This window comes from Alteraurantiacibacter buctensis (assembly GCF_009827655.1).
In the GTDB taxonomy this organism is placed as follows: domain Bacteria; phylum Pseudomonadota; class Alphaproteobacteria; order Sphingomonadales; family Sphingomonadaceae; genus Alteraurantiacibacter; species Alteraurantiacibacter buctensis.
The window spans coordinates 365,253-381,113 of sequence record NZ_WTYV01000002.1 but is presented as its reverse complement, the minus strand read 5'-3'; the positions used below and the strand labels follow the sequence as shown (position 1 = coordinate 381,113).

Genomic DNA, 15,861 nt, shown 5'->3' with positions numbered 1-15,861 from the left:
TCACAATGCGGGGTGGAAGGGCTCAGAAGCTGAGCGGCTGCACCCGCTTGACGTTGCGGACCTGGCAGATCTTGTCGATCAGGTCCTGCGGCACCTTGCTGTCAACGCTCAGCAGCAGGATCGCCTCGCCACCGGCTTCGCGGCGACCCAGGTGGAAGGTGCCGATGTTGATGTTCGCCTCGCCCAGGATCGCGCCCACCGAGCCGATGAAGCCGGGCATGTCGAGGTTGGAGATGTACAGCATCTGCCCTTCGAGGTCGGCCTCGATCGAGATGCCGAACATTTCCACCAGGCGCGGCGCACCGTTGGCGAACAGCGTGCCGGCGACGGAGCGGCTGCCCTGGCTGGTTTCCACGGTCACGCGCACCAGCGTGTGATACACGCCTTCCCGCTCGTTGCGGATCTCGCGCACTTCCATGCCGCGTTCCTTGGCCAGGAACGGGGCGTTGACCATGTTCACCGTGGCCGAATAGCGCTTCATCAGGCCCGCCAGCACCGCGCCCACGATGGGCTTGTTGTTGAGCTGGGCGGCTGCGCCTTCGGTCTCGATGCTGATCTTGGGCAGGTCGCCATGGGCCAGCTGGCCCACCAGGCTGCCCAGCCGTTCGGCCAGCGCCATGTAGGGACGCAGCTTGGGCGCTTCCTCGGCCGAGAGCGAGGGCATGTTGAGCGCGTTGGTGACGCCGCCGTTGACCAGGAAATCGGCCATCTGCTCGGCCACCTGCAGGGCCACGTTGACCTGGGCTTCGGTGGTCGATGCACCAAGGTGCGGGGTGCAGATGAAGTTGGGGGTGCCGAACAGCGGGTGATCCTTGGCCGGCGGCTCCTGCTCGAACACGTCCAGCGCGGCACCTGCCACCTGGCCGGAATCGAGCGCTTCCTTCAGCGCCACCTCGTCAATCAGGCCACCACGCGCACAGTTGACGATGCGCACGCCCTTCTTGCACTGGGCCAGCCGTTCGCGGCTGAGGATGTTGCGCGTCTCGTCGGTCAGCGGGGTATGCAGGGTGATGAAATCGGCCCGCTCGATCAGCGCGCCCAGGTCCACCTTGTCCACGCCCATTTCCACGGCGCGTTCGTGCGTCAGGAACGGGTCATAGGCGATCACCTTCATGCGCAGGCCAATGGCCCGGCTGGCGACGATCGAGCCGATGTTGCCGGCACCGATCAGGCCCAGCGTCTTGTTGGTCACTTCCACGCCCATGAAATCGTTCTTGGGCCATTCGCCCGCCTGGGTGCGGCGGTCGGCGGCGGGGATCTGGCGGGCCAGCGCCATGATCATGGCAATGGCGTGTTCGGCCGTGGTGATCGAGTTGCCGAACGGCGTGTTCATCACCACGATGCCCTTGGACGATGCGTGGGGAATGTCGACGTTGTCCACGCCGATGCCGGCGCGGCCTATCACCTTAAGGTTGGTGGCGGCGTCCAGCACCTCGGCAGTGGCCTTGGTGGCGGAACGGATCGCCAGGCCATCGTACTGGCCGATGCAGGCGATCAGCTCGTCCTTGGTCATGCCGGGCTTCACGTCCACGTCGCAGCCGCGCTCCTGGAAGATGCGGGCGGCATTGGGATCCATCTTGTCGGAAATAAGAACCTTGGGCTTGGTCATGGTGACCTCCGTTAGATTGCCGGTGCGCGAAACGGTTTTCGGGCGTCGACCGGCAAGAATTAAGAAAAATGGAGAGCGTCGCCCCCGCCGCAGCGGGGGTGACAATTGCGGGCGAAGCTTAGAGCTTGCCGTCCTTCAGCTGGTGATAGGCCCAGTCGATCCACGGCAGCAGGCGCTTCACGTCCTCGGCTTCCACGGTCGCGCCGCACCAGATGCGCAGGCTCGGCGGGGCATCGCGGTAGCCGTTGAAGTCATAGCCGATGCCCATCTTCTCGAGCGTCGAGGCGATCTTCTTGGGCACATTGGCCTGGTCTTCGGCCGAGAGGCTCTCGTACCAGTCACCCTGGAACACCATGCACACGCCGGTGTTGGTCCGCATCGCGGGGTCCGCCACCATGTTGCGCAGGTAGTCCTTCTCCTCGATGAAATCGAACACGGCCTGGGCATTGGCGTTGGAACGGGCGAACAGCGCCTGGCGGCCGCCGAGGGCCTGGGCCCATTCCAGCGCGGCGATGTAGTCCTCGGTCGCCAGCATCGACGGGGTGTTGATGGTGCTGCCTTCGAAGATGGCGCGGTCCAGCTTGCCCTTCTTCTTGATGCGGAACAGCTTGGGCAGCGGCCACTCGGGGTCGTAGCTTTCGATCCGCTCGATCGCCTTGGGGCTGAGGATCAGCATGCCATGCTGCGCCTCGCTGCCCATCACCTTCTGCCACGAGTAGGTGGTGGCATCCAGCTTGGCCCAGTCCATCTCCATCGCGAAAACGGCGCTGGTGGCATCGTTGATCGCCAGGCCGGCGCGGCCGGGGGCCAGCCAGTCGGTGTTGGGGATCTTGGCGCCGGACGTGGTGCCGTTCCAAGTGAAGACAACGTCGTTGTCCTGCGGCACCTGCGACAGGTCGGGAATCTGGCCGTAGTCGGCATCGAGGATCTGCAGGTTCGGCAGCTTCAGCTGCTTGGCCGCATCCTGGATCCACACGTTGCCGAAGCTTTCCCAGGCGGCCACGGTCGCGCCGCGCGCGCCCAGCATGGTCCACATGGCGCATTCCAGCGCGCCGGTATCCGAACCCGGCATGATGCCCACCAGATAGTCATCCGGCACACCCAGCAATTCCTTGCTGAGGTCGATCGCATACTTCAGGCGACCCTTGGGATAGGACGCGCGGTGCGAACGGCCGAGGCTGCGGGTGTCGATCTTGTCCAGCGACCAGCCAGGAAACTTGGCGGTGGGGCCGGAGGAAAAGAAGGGGCGCTCCGGACGGAGCGTGGGTTCGGTAGTCATAACTGTATTCTCTCCTTTCAGAGAGCACGCGCGGCGTTGGGACCGCGTGGCCCGGCGGCGGCTCTAGTGGCAGCCACGGCTTAGTCAAGCGCGATTAAGGTGGGCCGCAGCATAACGGGGGACCAGGCACGGCAGAATTCTGCCGCTGCGGCAAATTGTTGCCGCACTGTTAACCATTTCGCTTCGACGAAGTTTAACCTTGAATACTTAGTCTTTCAGGCATGAAGAACCTCGCCCTCCTGCTCGCTGCAACCGGCCTGCTTTCCGCCTGTACCGTGGTGCCGGAAACCACCGCGCGGCGCGACTCGGGCTCGGCGCAGGTGGCTTCGGCCCCTGCCCCGCGTGGTCCGGCGCTGACCCAGCGGCCGCTGGCCGTGCGACCGGAAGCCGCGCAATGCCTGACCCAGCTCGACCAGGCCGGCGCGCAATTCACCCCGGTTAACGATGCCTACTTCGGCAACGGGTGCAGCACGGTGGGCACGGTGCAACTGGCGGCCCTCTCGGGCGACAATGCGCGCCTCGGCGTCAGCAACATCGGCCCGGTGCAGTGCGGCGTGGGCACCGCCTTTGCCGCCTGGGCGCGCTATGGCGTGGACCGCGCGGCGCGCCAGATCCTGGGATCGCCGCTGGCGCGGATCGAGACCTTCGGTTCCTATTCCTGCCGCACCGTGGCCGGATCGCAGCGCATGTCGGCCCATGCCACCGCAGGCGCGATCGATATCTCGGGCTTCGTGCTGGAGGACGGCCGCCGGATTGTCATCTCGCAGGACTGGAACAATGGCACGGCGGCGGAAAAGCAGTTCCTGCGCACCGTTCAGCAGAGCGCCTGCCGCCGGTTCGATACGGTGCTGGGCCCGGCCTACAACGCCGCCCACCATGACCACTTCCATGTGGAAGGGGTGCTGGAAGGCAATTCGTTCTGCCGGTGAAGCCAGGTGTAAACGGCTGCGGAACAGCCGTTTACCTTAGTTGCTTACCCTGAGCACAGGCGCGTTAACGGTATCCACGGTGCAGAGGATGCCGGCTTCCATCCGCAGGCGCACCGCGTCTGCCGCGTGGGTCGCCCCCAGCTTGTCCATCATGTTGGCGCGGTGGATTTCCACCGTGCGCGGGCTGATATCGAGCGCGCGGGCAATGGCCTTGTTCGAGCAGCCCTCGCTCAGCCAGTCGAGCACCTCGCGCTCGCGGCGGGACAGCAGGCCGATGCGCTGGCGCGCCTCGATCAGGCGGCGGCGGGCTTCGGCGTGGCGGCCGCCATCGGCAATCACGTGGGCGGCCATGCGGGCGAATTCCTCGCGCGTCAGCGGCAGGCGCAGGTAGTCCAGCGCACCGGCGCGGATCGCCTGGACCACGTCGTCAACATCCGGGTCCTGGCTGGCGGCGATTACCGGCAGCCACATGCCCGCTTCCCCCAGCCGGTCGAGCAGCCGGTCAACCCCGCCCACCAGCACGCTCTGGCAGGCGATGATCACCCCTTCCCGGGGTGAAGCATCGATCAGTTCCGCCAGGTCGGAATAGACTTCCGCGTGGTGCCCCATCTCGAACGCGAGGCGGGACTGTTCTGCGCGAAGGCGGCTGTCGCCACCGGTGATGTGAAGTTTGAGGCGCTGTTCCATGCTCATGACACTGCCTCATCACAGCGCCCGATGCATGCGGACATGCCGCCATTATAAAGCGAAATCAGGGGTTCAAACGGGGAAAGCGCTCGTAAAACCATGGCGAAATTCCATCCAGATTGGATCGGAATTGCGCAATATCACGCATGGCGAGATTACTTATGTTCCCGGAACTCTGTAGCAATACCTAGTATCACGGTATTATCCCCAGCTTTTCAGGGCGCCTTAATGGTTAATCCCTAGTTGACGAAAAGCTATAGTCCGGCAGCGAATGAAACGCATTGCGCAGCGCGTTACTCCAGCTGTTGGAGATCGAAACGAAGTATGGATCGTCATGTTCGATCCGCCGCTCGTGCACCGGCTCGAAATTATCGCGTTCCAGCACCAGGGTATCCAGCGGCAGACCGACGGAGAGGTTGGCCTTCAGCGTGGAATCGAAGCTGACCATCATCAGCTTCACCGCATCCTCGAAGCTCATGTCGCGGTCATAGCCGCGGATCAGGATCGGGCGGCCGTACTTGGTCTCGCCGATCTGGAAGAACGGGGTGTCGAAGCTGGCCTCGATGAAGTTGCCCTCCGGGTAGATCATGAACAGGCGCGGCTCCATGCCGGCGATCTGCCCGGCCAGGATCATGCTGGCCGTAAAGCGCCCGCTGGCTTCCTGCCCGTTGGCGGCCTGGGTCTGCTGCACCGTCTCACGCAGCAGCTTGCCGATTTCCGTCGCGGCCTGGAACATGGTGGGCAGTTCCAGCAGCGAGTTCTGCCGCTCGGCGGGAGCCTTGGTACGTTCCTGCAGCTTGCTGACCACGGCCTGGGTGGTGGCCAGGTTGCCCGCCGTCATCAGCGCGATCACCCGCTCGCCCGGCACGCTCCAGCGATACATCTTGCGGAACACCGAGATGTTGTCGACGCCCGAGTTGGTGCGGGTGTCGCTCATCAACACCAGCCCCTTGTCGAGGATCATGCCTACGCAATAGGTCATCGCTTGTCGTTCCGCTCCCCTCGCCGCGCGCTTCGCTTGCCGGCGCGGCTATTGTTCCACGAATTGCTGTTCCACCGCCAGCGCCACGTGCAGGTCTTCCATGGCCGCGCCGAAGCTGACGCCGGTGACAGGGGCGGCATCGCGATAATCGCGGCCCGTGGCAACCCGCACATAGCGCGGATCGGGTGAAATCTGGTTGGCGACATCGAAGCCGACCCAGCCCAGCCCCTCAACCCAGGCTTCGGCCCAGGCATGGGTGGCTTCCTGGTCCACCCGGTCATCCATCATCAGGTAGCCGCTGACATAGCGGGCCGGCACGTCCATCGCGCGGGCGGCGGCGATGAACACGTGGGCATGGTCCTGGCACACGCCCGCCCCGGCAGCCAGCGCCTCCTCGGCCGTGGTTTCGACCTGGGTTGCGCCCACCATGTAATCCACCTGGCCGCGCACCGCGGCGGACAACTGGTGCATCGCCGCCAGCACGTCCCCGCTGCGTCGGTCCACCTGGGCCAGTACCTGGCGCACGCGCGGACCGGGCCGGGTCAGGCGGGTATGGCTGAGAAACGACCACAGCGGCAGGTGACCGGCGTGATGGCCGATGACACCCGCCTTGTCCTCGGTCTCCACCACGCCCGAGCAGGAAATCACCACTTCGGCCGCACCCGGCACCACGGATACCAGCGTCACGTGATTGTGGTTCTGGTCATCGTAGGCCAGTTCCTCGTGCGCGCCGTCATAGGCCATGCGCCAGTCGATGATCTTCTGGCCCTGCGTGCTCTTTGGCGTCAGCCGCAGCCGCTGCACACCGTGCAGCACCGCCCCTTCGAAGCGATAACGCGTGGTGTGGCTGATGGCGAGGCGCATGGATCGGCTTTCCGGTCTAATCAGGCAATGAAACGGTATTCGCGCGCGATGGCATCGGCAATGCCGGCGTTGAGCCCGATGAACTTGACGATGAATTCGTGCAGCCCGTTGTCGAAGATCTCCTCCACCCGGCGGCCTTCCATCAGGGCATCGACCCGGTCCAGCGCAGCGTGCGGCAGCCCGTCGTGTCCGCGCAACCGGGCCAGCGCCGACAGGTTCTCGCGCAGGGCCAGGCGGCAGAATGCCAAGCTGCGCGGGAAGCGCTCGTCCAGGATAAGGAACTGGGCGATTCCCCGCGCATCCATGCGCCCGGCATTGAGCCAGGAATAGGCCCGCTCGCCAGATAGAGAGCGCAGCACGTTGTCCCACTGACCGGTATCAAGCGCGGTGCCGACGTAGGACAGGCTGGGCAGCAGCAGGAAATACTTCACATCGAGGATGCGGGCGGTGTTGTCGGCCCGTTCCAGGAACGTCCCCAGCCGCGCGAAAGCATAGATCTCGTTGCGCAGCATCGATCCGTGGGTGGCCCCGCGCGCCAGCGTCGATTCGCGGCGGATCGAGGCCAGAACCGTCTCCAGGTTGCCCTCGCGGATCGGGCGGCTGAGCTGCTCCTTCAGGTTCATCCAGCCTTCGTTGATCGCTTCCCACACCTCGCGCGTGATGGCGCTGCGGCAGGCGCGGGCATTGGTCCGCGCACGCTCGAACATCGACAGCACGCTTTGCGGGTTGCCGCGCGCGCGCAGCACGAAGTCGCACACCTGCGCGCCGCCGTAGACGGTGTACTGGTTGTCATAGGCCTGGAGCTGGCCCAGCGTGGTCAGGACAGACCGCCACTCCTGAGTCGCCTCGTCCGTCCCGCGGGTCAGCGCCATGCGGTGCGCGGCGGCCAGCAGGCGGGCGATGTTCTCCGCCCGCTCCAGATAGCGGTACATCCAGAAGATGCCGTGGGCCACGCGGCCCAGCATAGGGCGTTCGGCTTCAATCATCGAGCACCCAGCTATCCTTGGTCCCGCCGCCCTGGCTGGAATTGACCACCAGGCTGCCCTTCTTCAGCGCCACCCGCGTCAGGCCGCCGGGGGTGATCTCCACCCCATTGGGGCTGCACAGCACGAACGGGCGCAGGTCCACGTGGCGCGGGGCCAGGCCCTTGGCGGTGAAGATCGGGCAGGTGCTGAGCGCCAGCGTGGGCTGGGCGATGTAGTTTTCCGGCTTGGCCACCAGCTTGGCGCGGAAAGCCTCCAGTTCCTTCTTCGAGGAGGTGGGACCGATCAGCATGCCATAGCCGCCGGAGCCGTGGACTTCCTTGACCACCAGTTCCGACAGGTTCGCCAGCACATAGGCCAGGCTCTCCTTCTCGGCGCAGCGCCAGGTCTGCACGTTGGGCAGGATCGGCTGCTCGCCGGTATAGAACTGGACGATCTCGGGCATGAAGGAATAGATCGCCTTGTCGTCCGCCACCCCCGTGCCCGGCGCATTGGCAATGGTGATGCGGCCCGCGCGGTAGACGTCGAAAATGCCCGGCACGCCCAGCACGGAAGACGGGTTGAAGGTGAGCGGATCGAGATACTCGTCATCCACCCGGCGATAAAGCACGTCGATCGGGCGGAACCCGTCGGTGGTGCGCATTTGCACCCGGCCATCCACCACCCTCAGGTCGCTGCCTTCCACCAGTTCGGCGCCCATCTGGTCGGCCAGGAAGGCATGCTCGAAATAGGCGGAGTTGTAGATGCCCGGTGTCAGCACGGCGATGGTGGGGCGTGATCCGGAAAACTCCGGCGCGCAGGCCGCCAGGCTGGCCGCCAGGTTGCGCGGATAGTCGCTGATCGGCCGCACCTTGGCCCGGGTGAACAGTTCCGGGAACATGGCCATCATCGTTTCGCGGTTCTCCAGCATGTAGGAGACGCCGCTGGGGGTGCGGGCATTGTCCTCCAGCACCATGAAATCGTTGGGACCGGTACGCACCAGGTCGATGCCCACGATGTGGGTATAGACCCCGCCCGGCGGGGTGAAGCCGACCATCTGCGGCAGCCACACGGCGTTGTCGCGCAGCACCCGCAAGGGCAGTCGGCCCGAGCGGATGATTTCCTGCCGGTGATACAGGTCATGGATGAAAGCGTTGAGCGCCCTCACCCGCTGCTCGATCCCGCGCGAAACGCGCCGCCATTCGGCTGCGGTGATGATGCGCGGCACCATGTCGAACGGGATCAGCCGCTCTTCCGCGTCATCCTCGCCATAGACGTTGAAGGTGATGCCGGTGCGGCGGAACACGCTTTCCGCCTCCGCGCCCTTCTTGCGCAACTGGGCGGTATCCTGCTGGTCAAGCCAGCGGCAATATTCGTGATAAGCTGGCCGCACCGATCCATCGGGTGCATGCATCTCGTCGAACTTGTCTGCCGGTGGAAGGTTCATCGCGCCCTGTCTTTGCCGCAGTGCAACATGGCACGATTACAGCGCTTGTCAAACGGCAGATTTCACAGCCGCGCGGCAGGAGAATTGGCAGTCAGTCGGCGTCGAGTTCCTCGGCCACGGCCAGGATCGCTTCGCGCGAGTTGGAAAAGCCCATGTGCGAGCAACGCAGGGCGCGCGCCCGGTCCCGCTCTCCGCGCCGGCCGCAGGCGCTGCGCCAGGCCACCACGCCATCCCGCGGGCTCCACAGGGCAATGGTTTCCACTGGCGGCTTTGCCGCCAGGTTCAGCGGCAACGGAGGCTGCTCCACCGAATAGCCGGTGACGAGCTGGTACAGGCGCCAGACATTGTTGGAATAGGGCGTGTGGCTGAAGGGCGAACCCATGGTGATCACCCGCGCCACCGCTTCGGGGTGCAGCTTGGCCACTTCGCGCGCGAAGATGCCGCCCAGGCTCCAACCCACCAGCATCACCTGCTGGCCATAACGCTGATGCACGTCCACCACGCGCTGGGCCACCAGGGCAAAGTTTTCCGGCGTGGCCCCCATATTGAAGCCGGTGCCCCAGCGCTTGACCGTGTGGCCCGCCTCTTCCAGCCGCTCGGCCATGTAGCGCATGCGGACGGGGTGGGTGCCGAAGCCGGGCATCAGGATGACCACGCGCGGGTTGCGCGCCTGTGATAGGTGCAGCGCCGGGCGCATCTGGCGGATGGCCGGTTCCAGCACGCTGAGCGACTCGGCCAGGAACAGTTGCTGCGGCGGGCGCGAGGAATGCGCCGGCGGCTGGGCGCGCATCAGTACCACCCGGCGCTGGACGGCACCCGCCAGTTCCTGGGCCGTTGCCGAGGCGGCGGCGAACCTGGGGTGGCTGAGCCCGATCTGTTTCAGTTGCATGACGTTCATGGGCTGACTGTAACAAAACTGCCTTGTTCTGCCATGAACGATCGACCGGGGTCAAATTCCGGCCAGATCAACCGTCCGGCGCAGGACCAACCTGCGGGGCTGCCGGTGGTTCCGCCGGGCAGTCGCCCACCCGCTGGCTGGCAATGGCCATGCTGATCGTCTGCTCGCCGCCGGGGATGGCTTCGCCCTGCTGGACGATACGGATCTCCATAGTGCTGCTGGTGGTGCCGGCCGTTCCGGTCATCGCCATGCGGCTGGTGCCGCCGCCGGGGGCCTGGCAGGCGACACTGGCCTGCATTCCTTCACCATCGGCGGTGAAGCGCTCCACCTGGCAAGTCCCCTCGCCCAGGCTGCGGACCAGGGTAACCCAGCCCTCCTCCGCCTGTCGCGGGGTCAGGCACGATGTCGCAACCGCCGGTTCCAGCGTGGCAAACCGTTCACGCATGGCCGCCGCCTCCTGCGGGCTGGCCAGCGGCAGGTCATAGGCAGTCAGCCGCGTGGTGCTGCGATAGAGGCCGGGCTGCGGCTTCGGCAAGCTGGCGGCGCTGGCCAGAATCTCCTGCTCGTCAGGCGGATCGGGGGCGCACCCCGCCAGCGCGGCCAGCAGCAGCGCGGGCGGGACGCAAAGGCAAAGGCGCGGCCTTAGCTGCACTCTCCGATCCGTTCGGATACCATGCGCATCCGCATGGTCGCTTCGCCGGCCTGCGGGACCTGCATCTTGAAGCTCATCTCCATGTCGGATCCGGTTTCGGTCATCGTGCCGTTGAGCGTGACCTGGCCGTTCATCATGCCATCGCCCGAGCAGGTGAGCAGGGCATCGATATCCCCACCGGACTGGTTGAACTCGTCAACTGTGCAGTTGCTGTCGGCCAGGTTCTTCAGCACTTCCTCGCGGCTGGTGGACTGGGCGGCCTGTTCGGGCGTCACGCAATAGGTGTTGGCCTGCTGCGCCCCTTCGCCAAAGCCCTGCTGGAGCATCTGGGCCATCTCCGGCGGCGCATCGGGCACGCTGATCTCCAGCAGTTCCATTGTGGTGCGGTACTGGCCTGCCTGCGGGGTGGGGCCATCCTCGGCCGCGGCGGCCATTTCCTCGGCCTCGCTGCCACCGGCATCGGCGGCATCCTCGCTGCCCGAACAGCCGGCAATAACCAGCGCGGCGGCCAGCGGCAGGATATGGCAATAACGCATGTGATTTCCCCCCAAGGTTGCGAGGCACCGTCGGCCCCAAATCGATAAGATCAGGTTACCCGAGCGCCTGCGGCCTGCCAATCGCATTGCGTTGACTCGAGTCATTCCCCATATGTTCCGGCATGGCCGAACTCGTGATCCGCAGAGGGCTGGAAGAACCCGATACTTCCGGCAGCTTCACCCCGCACAAGCCGCTGCGCCCGGACAAGAGCATGGGCGGCCGGCCGTTCAAGCTGGTCAGCGAGTATCAGCCGGCGGGGGACCAGCCGGCTGCGATTGCGGACCTGGTGGCGGGCGCGCGGGCCGGCGACAAGACGCAGGTGCTGCTGGGTGTTACCGGCAGCGGCAAGACCTTCACCATGGCCAAGGTGATCGAGGAACTGCAGCGCCCGGCCCTGGTGCTGGCCCCCAACAAGATCCTGGCCGCCCAGCTTTATGGCGAGTTCAAGAGCTTCTTTCCCGAGAACGCGGTGGAGTATTTCGTCTCCTACTACGATTACTACCAGCCGGAAGCCTATGTGCCCCGGTCGGACACCTACATCGAGAAGGAAAGCTCGGTGAACGAGGCGATCGACCGGATGCGCCACAGCGCCACCCGGTCCCTGCTGGAGCGGGACGACGTGCTGATCGTGGCCTCGGTCTCGTGCCTTTACGGCATCGGCTCGGTGGAAACCTATTCCGCCATGATCTTCGACCTTAAGAAGGGCGACACGCAGGACCAGCGCGAGATCATCCGCAAGCTGGTGGCGCTGCAATACAAGCGCAACGATGCCGGCTTTGCGCGCGGCAACTTCCGCGTGCGGGGTGACAGCCTGGAGATATTCCCCAGCCATTACGAGGACATGGCCTGGCGGATCAGCTTCTTCGGTGACGAGATCGAGGAGATCTGTGAATTCGACCCGCTCACCGGCACCAAGGGGCAAAGCCTCGACAAGGTGCGCGTCTATGCCAACAGCCACTATGTCACCCCCGGCCCCACGATGAAGCAGGCGGCGGAGGCGATCCGCTTCGAGCTGACCGAGCGGCTGAAGGAGCTGCACGCCGAGGGCCGCCTGCTGGAAGCCCAGCGGCTGGAACAGCGGACCAACTTCGACCTGGAGATGATCGCCGCCACCGGTAGCTGCAACGGGATCGAGAACTACAGCCGCTTCCTGACTGGCCGCCTGCCCGGCGAACCGCCCCCCACCCTGTTCGAATACCTGCCTGAGAACGCGCTGCTGTTCGTCGACGAAAGCCACCAGACCATTCCCCAGGTGGGCGCGATGGCGCGCGGTGACCACCGGCGCAAGCTGACGCTGGCCGAATACGGCTTCCGCCTGCCAAGCTGCATCGACAACCGCCCGCTGCGCTTCAACGAGTGGGACGCGATGCGCCCGCAGACTTTTGCCGTATCCGCCACGCCCGGCGGGTGGGAGATGGAGCAGGCGGGCGGCGTGTTTGCCGAACAGGTGATCCGCCCCACCGGCCTGATCGACCCGCCGGTGGAAGTGCGCCCGGTGGAAGACCAGGTGCAGGATTGCATTGCCGAGGCCAAGGCCGCCGCCGCCAATGGCTATCGCACCCTCGTCACCACCCTGACCAAGCGCATGGCCGAGGATCTGACCGAGTTCATGCACGAACAGGGCGTGCGCGTGCGCTACATGCACAGTGACGTGGAGACGCTGGAGCGCATCGAACTGATCCGCGACCTGCGCATGGGCGTGTATGACGTGCTGATCGGCATCAACCTGCTGCGCGAGGGGCTGGATATTCCGGAGTGCGGCCTCGTCTGTATCCTCGATGCCGACAAGGAAGGCTTCCTGCGCAGCGAAACGTCGCTGATCCAGACCATCGGCCGCGCCGCGCGCAACGTCGATGGCAAGGTGATCCTCTATGCCGACCGCATCACCGGCAGCATGGAACGGGCGATGGCCGAGACCGACCGCCGCCGCGAAAAGCAGCGCGCCTATAACGAGGAGCACGGCATCACCCCGCAGACGATCAAGCGCGCCATCGCCGATATCGTCGCCCACACCGCCAGCCAGGATGGCGTGCTGGTGGACATCGATGCCGAAGGTGGCCGCAACAACATGGTCGGCCACAACCTGCGCAGCTACATCGAGGACCTGGAAAAGAAGATGCGCGCCGCCGCCGCCGACCTGGAGTTCGAGCTGGCCGGCAAGCTGCGCGACGAAATCCGCCGGCTGGAGAACGAGGAGCTGGGCCTGCCGGATGACCAGAAGAAGGCCCCCCTGGTGGGCCGCAGCAACGAAGGCCGCCCCGGCACCCGCAAGGGCCGCTTCGGCAAGGTGCAGAAGAAATGGGGCAAGTGAAGGCTGGAGCCGCGTTGACCCTCGCCCTCCTCCTCGCCGCCTGTGGCGAGCAGGGCGGGCCGGTGCAGCGGGTGGACCTGCAGGACAGCGGCACGGTGCTGCCGGTGGTGCTGCCCCGCTCGCCAGATACCTCGCAGGCCTTGTGGCTACCCTCGGCCGACCGGCAGGCGCTGGTCTATGGCAACCGCGGCGCGGCGCCTCTGCTGACGCTGGCCTGCGCGGCACGGACCACGCCGCCGCGCCTGACGATCATCCGCCACGCCCCGGCCCTGCCCGGCCAGACCGCACTGTTTCCCGTGATCGGCAATGGCGAGCGCAGCCGCTTCCCCGTCGATGCGCGCGAGGTGGCCGGCGAATGGCGCTGGCAGGTAGCGCTGCCCGCCGATGATGCGCGGTGGAACGTGTTTGCCGGTTCGCGCCAGTTGCTGGCTACCCTGCCCGGCGGCGGCACGCTGGATATTGCCGGCAGCCGGATGCCGGGGGCCTTCCTGGAGTGGTGCCGCGCGGGGGGAACGGGTTTGCTGCCGAGAGAGGAAGACCTGCCGCCGCCCGACGAAACGCGGCGCCCGCCCACGCGGCGCGAGATGGCCCGGCAGGCGGCAGCGGAGTCTGACGGGGGTTAGCCCTCGCTGCCCTCGGCCAGTTCCACCAGCATGTCCGGCGTCAGCACCTGCGGCAATTGCTGCGGTTCGCGGTTCGGATCATACCACAGGTACAGCGGCACGCCCGCCGCGCCGTGGCTGGTAAGGAAGCGGGTGATCGCCTCGTCGCGCACGGTCCAGTCGCCGCGCATCACCACCACGCCCGCGTCGCGGAACGCATCGCGCACCTCGTCGCGCTCGATCGCCACGCTTTCGTTGACCTTGCAGGTCAGGCACCAGTCGGCGGTGAAATAGAGGAACACGGGCTTTTGTGCCGCCTCGCGGGCCAGCGCGGCCTCGCTGAAGGCCACCGTGTCATGCACTGATTGCGCCTCTGTCGCGGGACGCTCGAACGACTGGTACGCCGACACCGCCAGCAGACCGGAGGCGACCAGCCCGCCGAAAGCTGAAGCGCGCAGGCCCTTGCGCCGCGACCATGCAGCCGAAATCAGCGCCAGCGCCGCGCCCAGCACCAGCAGGGCGAAGTTCGCACCTCCCAGCCGCCAGCACAGCCACACCAGCGCCAGCGCGGTCAGCCCCATCGGCACGGCCAGCACTTTGCGGAAGGTGTCCATCCACTTGCCCGGCTTCGGCAGGCGGCTGCGCAAGGCAGGCACGAAGCCCAGCAGCAGGAACGGCAGTGCCAGCCCCAGCCCCAGCAGGGCGAAGAGCAGCATCGCCTCCACCGGCGGCAGCAGCAGCGCGGCCCCCAGCGCGGCGGCCATGAACGGGCCGGTGCAGGGCGTCGCCACGAAGGCCGCCAGCAGGCCGGTGCCGAAGGCAGATGGCGCGCCGCCCGATCCGGCGAAGGACAGTGCCGGAAGCTCAAACAGCCCCAGGAAGTTGGCTGTGATCAGCACGGCCAGCCCAGTCAGCACGGCCACCACGCCCGGCTCCTGCAACTGGAAGGCCCAGCCCACCTGCTCGCCCCCGGCCCGCAGCACCAGCAGCAGGCCGCCGATGGCGAGGCACGCCAGCAGCACGCCTGCGGTATAGGCCAGCGCCTCGCGCTTCGCCCCCGCCGCACTCTCCCCGGCACGGGCCAGCGTCATCGCCTTCAGGCTCAGGATCGGGAACACGCAGGGCATCAGGTTCAGCAGCAGGCCGCCTGCCAGCGCGGCCAGCAGCAGGCTCCACAGGGGGGCCGAATCGCCCGGGCCAACACCGATCGGCCGGCCGCCGCCAGTGACATTGCCGGGCTCGGCCATGAAGCGGATACCTTCTCCCTCGGCCCCGAAAGCAAGTATCCCCTCGATGCGATCAGGCGGGGTGAACTGCGCCAGCGGCGATCCGGCGGGCAGCACCAGCGCTTTCAGTGGAATATCGGCGGTCACCACATTGCCATCGCGGGCAAAGGCCTGTGGCCGGGCATAGGCGACAGTGCGGTCGGCGCTCACCCGGTCCTGCCCAACAAACAGGTGCGGATCGGCCAGTTCCATGCTGGCAGGCAGCGGAATGGCGATGCGCAGCAGGTCGCCCTCGACCTCGAAAGTGGCCGTGCGATCGATCAGCGGCGGCAGCGCCGCGCGCCATGTATCGAACGGGTTCTGGCCCGGAGCCACATCGGGAAAGCGCAGCGTCAGGCTGGCCTGCTCCGGCACGCAGACCTTGTCGGTGCAGGCGAGCCATTGGGCAGCAAGTGTCACCGGTCCGGCCCCACCGCCCGCAGGCACCGTCAGCGGCACCAGGACGGCGTAATCGCCCTCGTACACGTGGTTCATCAGCCCGGCGATCAGCAGCCGGTGCGGCACCGGATAAAGCGGCTCGCCCGCCTGCCAGCCTGTAGGCAACTGCCAGTCCAGCCGCATCCCCAGACCCGCATCGCCGGGGTTCGACCAATAGCCGTGCCAGCCGGGCGCAGGGCGGAACACCAGCGCCGCCATCAGCGTCTCGCCTGGCACCGGCTGGTGCTCGGCCACCAGGTCGGCAGCGATGTTGTTCGCACGCCCAGAAACGCCTTGGGCCTGCGCGGCCGCCGCCGGGGCAAGAGCCACGGCCAGCACCAGCAGCAGATACCGATAAAAGGCCATGAGACTTGCGCGCATCGTGGCCCACGATCTAGG

The 15,861-nt window shown here is 66.3% G+C and carries 14 protein-coding genes; 3 read left to right on the top strand and 11 right to left on the bottom strand.

The window, feature by feature from the left end; translation table 11 throughout:
• Positions 1-22: 22 nt before the first annotated feature.
• Positions 23-1,609, bottom strand: a complete 1,587-nt coding sequence (gene serA / locus GRI99_RS06280) for a phosphoglycerate dehydrogenase (RefSeq protein ID WP_160771181.1) — start codon at positions 1,607-1,609, stop codon at positions 23-25.
• A gap of 118 nt (positions 1,610-1,727) precedes the next feature.
• The gene (locus GRI99_RS06275; protein WP_160771180.1) at positions 1,728-2,888 is read right to left on the bottom strand and encodes a phosphoserine transaminase; all 1,161 of its coding nucleotides are present in this window, start codon (positions 2,886-2,888) and stop codon (positions 1,728-1,730) included.
• Between the two features lie 221 nt (positions 2,889-3,109).
• On the opposite strand from GRI99_RS06275, the gene GRI99_RS06270 reads away from it, so the two are divergent.
• The gene (locus GRI99_RS06270; protein WP_160771179.1) at positions 3,110-3,817 is read left to right on the top strand and encodes an extensin family protein; all 708 of its coding nucleotides are present in this window, start codon (positions 3,110-3,112) and stop codon (positions 3,815-3,817) included.
• A gap of 36 nt (positions 3,818-3,853) precedes the next feature.
• Here the strand turns inward: GRI99_RS06270 and GRI99_RS06265 are convergent, their stop codons facing one another.
• The 8 genes from GRI99_RS06265 to GRI99_RS06230 all read right to left on the bottom strand — a co-directional run bounded on the left by GRI99_RS06265 (position 3,854) and on the right by GRI99_RS06230 (position 10,845).
• A complete protein-coding gene (locus GRI99_RS06265) occupies positions 3,854-4,504 on the bottom strand; it encodes a response regulator transcription factor (RefSeq protein ID WP_160771661.1) in 651 nt (216 codons plus the stop codon).
• A 232-nt stretch (positions 4,505-4,736) separates the two neighbouring features.
• The gene (locus tag GRI99_RS06260; RefSeq protein ID WP_160771178.1) at positions 4,737-5,486 is read right to left on the bottom strand and encodes a proteasome-type protease; all 750 of its coding nucleotides are present in this window, start codon (positions 5,484-5,486) and stop codon (positions 4,737-4,739) included.
• A gap of 48 nt (positions 5,487-5,534) precedes the next feature.
• Positions 5,535-6,350 carry a transglutaminase family protein gene (locus GRI99_RS06255; protein ID WP_160771177.1) on the bottom strand — a complete coding sequence of 272 codons (816 nt, stop codon included), beginning with the start codon at positions 6,348-6,350 and terminating at the stop codon, positions 5,535-5,537.
• A 20-nt stretch (positions 6,351-6,370) separates the two neighbouring features.
• Entirely contained in the window at positions 6,371-7,315 is a 945-nt protein-coding gene (locus GRI99_RS06250; protein ID WP_160771660.1) for an alpha-E domain-containing protein, read from the bottom strand.
• A 13-nt stretch (positions 7,316-7,328) separates the two neighbouring features.
• Complete coding sequence (locus GRI99_RS06245) at positions 7,329-8,759, bottom strand: circularly permuted type 2 ATP-grasp protein (protein ID WP_160771176.1); 1,431 nt, start codon at positions 8,757-8,759, stop codon at positions 7,329-7,331.
• A 91-nt stretch (positions 8,760-8,850) separates the two neighbouring features.
• The gene (locus tag GRI99_RS06240) at positions 8,851-9,657 is read right to left on the bottom strand and encodes an alpha/beta hydrolase family protein (RefSeq protein WP_237438172.1); all 807 of its coding nucleotides are present in this window, start codon (positions 9,655-9,657) and stop codon (positions 8,851-8,853) included.
• A 67-nt stretch (positions 9,658-9,724) separates the two neighbouring features.
• Positions 9,725-10,309, bottom strand: a complete 585-nt coding sequence (locus GRI99_RS06235; RefSeq protein ID WP_160771175.1) for a DUF3617 family protein — start codon at positions 10,307-10,309, stop codon at positions 9,725-9,727.
• A complete protein-coding gene (locus tag GRI99_RS06230; protein ID WP_160771174.1) occupies positions 10,300-10,845 on the bottom strand; it encodes a DUF3617 domain-containing protein in 546 nt (181 codons plus the stop codon). The genes GRI99_RS06235 and GRI99_RS06230 overlap by 10 nt, the downstream gene beginning before the upstream one ends.
• Before the next feature lie 122 nt (positions 10,846-10,967).
• On the opposite strand from GRI99_RS06230, the gene uvrB reads away from it, so the two are divergent.
• Both uvrB and GRI99_RS06220 read left to right on the top strand, forming a co-directional pair.
• Positions 10,968-13,157 (top strand): excinuclease ABC subunit UvrB, encoded by a 2,190-nt coding sequence (uvrB, locus tag GRI99_RS06225; RefSeq protein ID WP_160771173.1) that lies wholly within the window; start codon positions 10,968-10,970, stop codon positions 13,155-13,157.
• A 14-nt stretch (positions 13,158-13,171) separates the two neighbouring features.
• Positions 13,172-13,780 (top strand): hypothetical protein, encoded by a 609-nt coding sequence (locus tag GRI99_RS06220; protein ID WP_160771172.1) that lies wholly within the window; start codon positions 13,172-13,174, stop codon positions 13,778-13,780.
• On the opposite strand, the gene GRI99_RS06215 is transcribed toward GRI99_RS06220, so the two are convergent.
• A complete protein-coding gene (locus tag GRI99_RS06215) occupies positions 13,777-15,843 on the bottom strand; it encodes a protein-disulfide reductase DsbD family protein (RefSeq protein ID WP_237438171.1) in 2,067 nt (688 codons plus the stop codon). The genes GRI99_RS06220 and GRI99_RS06215 overlap by 4 nt on opposite strands.
• Between the last annotated feature and the right edge of the window lie 18 nt (positions 15,844-15,861).

What these genes read in the sequence shown, in the direction of transcription:
- serA (WP_160771181.1), bottom strand. Translation starts at nt 1,609, where the DNA reads ATGACCAAGCCCAAGGTTCTTATTTCCGACAAGATGGATCCCAATGCC.
- GRI99_RS06275 (WP_160771180.1), bottom strand. Translation starts at nt 2,888, where the DNA reads ATGACTACCGAACCCACGCTCCGTCCGGAGCGCCCCTTCTTTTCCTCC.
- GRI99_RS06270 (WP_160771179.1), top strand. Translation starts at nt 3,110, where the DNA reads ATGAAGAACCTCGCCCTCCTGCTCGCTGCAACCGGCCTGCTTTCCGCC.
- GRI99_RS06265 (WP_160771661.1), bottom strand. Translation starts at nt 4,504, where the DNA reads ATGGAACAGCGCCTCAAACTTCACATCACCGGTGGCGACAGCCGCCTT.
- GRI99_RS06260 (WP_160771178.1), bottom strand. Translation starts at nt 5,486, where the DNA reads ATGACCTATTGCGTAGGCATGATCCTCGACAAGGGGCTGGTGTTGATG.
- GRI99_RS06255 (WP_160771177.1), bottom strand. Translation starts at nt 6,350, where the DNA reads ATGCGCCTCGCCATCAGCCACACCACGCGTTATCGCTTCGAAGGGGCG.
- GRI99_RS06250 (WP_160771660.1), bottom strand. Translation starts at nt 7,315, where the DNA reads ATGCTGGGCCGCGTGGCCCACGGCATCTTCTGGATGTACCGCTATCTG.
- GRI99_RS06245 (WP_160771176.1), bottom strand. Translation starts at nt 8,759, where the DNA reads ATGAACCTTCCACCGGCAGACAAGTTCGACGAGATGCATGCACCCGAT.
- GRI99_RS06240 (WP_237438172.1), bottom strand. Translation starts at nt 9,657, where the DNA reads ATGAACGTCATGCAACTGAAACAGATCGGGCTCAGCCACCCCAGGTTC.
- GRI99_RS06230 (WP_160771174.1), bottom strand. Translation starts at nt 10,845, where the DNA reads ATGCGTTATTGCCATATCCTGCCGCTGGCCGCCGCGCTGGTTATTGCC.
- uvrB (WP_160771173.1), top strand. Translation starts at nt 10,968, where the DNA reads ATGGCCGAACTCGTGATCCGCAGAGGGCTGGAAGAACCCGATACTTCC.
- GRI99_RS06215 (WP_237438171.1), bottom strand. Translation starts at nt 15,843, where the DNA reads ATGCGCGCAAGTCTCATGGCCTTTTATCGGTATCTGCTGCTGGTGCTG.